4 protein-coding genes are annotated in these 1860 nt (G+C 65.6%); all 4 read right to left on the bottom strand.

Annotated elements, in window-relative coordinates; all coding sequences use genetic code 11:
* Positions 1 to 203 (bottom strand): DUF2199 domain-containing protein (locus AC1D12_RS32315; RefSeq protein WP_477845236.1); only part of this gene is annotated, 203 nt, incomplete at its 3' end.
* 38 nt (positions 204 to 241) lie between these two features.
* Complete coding sequence (locus AC1D12_RS32320) at positions 242 to 784, bottom strand: ankyrin repeat domain-containing protein (RefSeq protein ID WP_477826649.1); 543 nt, start codon at positions 782 to 784, stop codon at positions 242 to 244.
* A gap of 10 nt (positions 785 to 794) precedes the next feature.
* Positions 795 to 1313 carry an O-acetyl-ADP-ribose deacetylase gene (locus AC1D12_RS32325; protein WP_477826648.1) on the bottom strand — a complete coding sequence of 173 codons (519 nt, stop codon included), beginning with the start codon at positions 1311 to 1313 and terminating at the stop codon, positions 795 to 797.
* A 10-nt stretch (positions 1314 to 1323) separates the two neighbouring features.
* A partial coding sequence (locus tag AC1D12_RS32330) for a hypothetical protein (protein WP_477845237.1) occupies positions 1324 to 1860 on the bottom strand: 537 nt, incomplete at its 5' end.

Below are 1860 nucleotides of genomic sequence, written 5' to 3' on the forward strand. Positions count from 1 at the left end.
GGCACCTCCAGCACGGCACGGACGAAACGATCGGTTCTGTCCTCATGCGTGATGGTGCAGAAATCGCTGCTCAGCTTTCCCATCGTCGCCTTCTGCTCCTCCGACAGGCTGGCGTACGGATCGGGCATGCGGAACGCGATGCTCGGAGAGCCCTCGTGGATGTTGTYGCAACTGCTGCACTTGAACGCGAAGATGGCTGCCATGGTGGTTGGGCTCAAGAAGTGATACGGAACCAGAAGGGTCAGGCTGCCGGAAGATCATCGACGCTCTTTGCGCCCCGGCTCTGCAGCAGCGACGCAAGCTCCTGGTACCGATGGGTCAAGGCCACGTCGAGCGGCGTGCGCCCGCCGTCCACCCACGCTTCCGCTGCGGCCGTCAGGCCGGCACCGCGGTCGATCAGCGCCATCGCGATCGGAATGGCATTCACGGCGCAGGCCCGATGCAGTGCTGTGAAGTCCGGATACCCGCGGGCTTCGATATCGGCCCCTCGCACCAGCAGGACCTCGACCAGTTGCAAGGCGACACTCGGCGATCGCTCGAACAATTCGATGGCCGTGTGCAGCGCCAGGCAACCCTGGTCGTTCCGTTGATCGGGGTTTGCACCCAGATCCAGCAGCACTTGAACCAGTTCGCACTTCTCGTAGAAAACAGCTTGCTCCAGCGCGTATTCGGATGAGACGGCATCCGGCGCATTCACCAGTTCAGGCTGCTGGCGAATGAACGCGATCACATCCGCCTCTGAACGATCGCGCAGCAGGTCGCCCCAGGATTCGATGGGCGGCACCGGCTGGGAGTCAGCTCGCCTGTTCATCGATGGCCCTTTCGTAGACCGCGAGATCGATGGCGGAGAAGCAGCAGAACACCACCTCTTCCAACTCGGGACACTGCGCAAGATGGCCGCGCACCGTGCGGACCGCGACCTGCGCCGCCAAGTCGATCGGATACCCGTAGATGCCGGTGCTGATGCTCGGGAATGCCAATGACCTGACACCTTTCGAGCCGGCGACTTCGAGCGACCTCCGGTAGCAGGACGCCAGCAGATCCGCCTCACCGTGCTCGCCACCCCGCCAGACCGGCCCGACGGTGTGGACGATGTACTTCGCCTTCAACCGGTAGCCCTTCGTCAGCTTCGCATCGCCCGTCTTGCAACCGGCCAGCAGCCGGCATTCATGAAGGAGGTCCGGACCGGCCGCGCGATGGATCGCGCCATCCACCCCACCGCCACCCAGCAACGACGAGTTCGCAGCATTGACGATCGCATCGACGGCAAGGGTCGTGATGTCGGCACGAACGGCGCGAAGCATGGCAGTCATGCCCGCCAGTCTACCGATCCGGTCGCGCCGGCACCGCCGTGCCATACACCGGCTTCAGCACCGGCCCGAACGCGAAGTCGACCATCATCCGCAGGTAGCCGTCCGGCTGGCGCGTCGACAGGCGGGTGCCGTCTGCCGCCGTCTCGTACTCGTAGATGCCGTGCTCCGTCTTCGGAAACACCGCCGTCGCGATCGGCCGCCCGGCCCCTCGCAGCACGGCGAGGCGGCGCGCCGTCTCCGCACTCGGCGCCTCGAGATCATCCTGCGCCAGGATCCACAACTGGGGCACCGTCACGGCAGCGATCGTCGCCATCGGGTCGAACAGCCACGGCGTTCCGGCGTTCAGGTGCTCCGCGAACACCGCCAACTCCTCCTTCGTCTTCAGCCCCAGCAGCAGGTGGCAGAAGTCGCCGCGCACGTCCTTGAACCACGGCTCGCCTGCGTAGCGCTGCCGCACGCGCGCGAACCGGTCGAACACCGCCGGCACCGGGCTCAAGGCCAGCGCACCGCAGGCATCCACCACCTCCATCGCACCGGCCATCGCCTG

Source organism: Rhizobacter sp. P1_G5 (genome assembly GCF_056405435.1).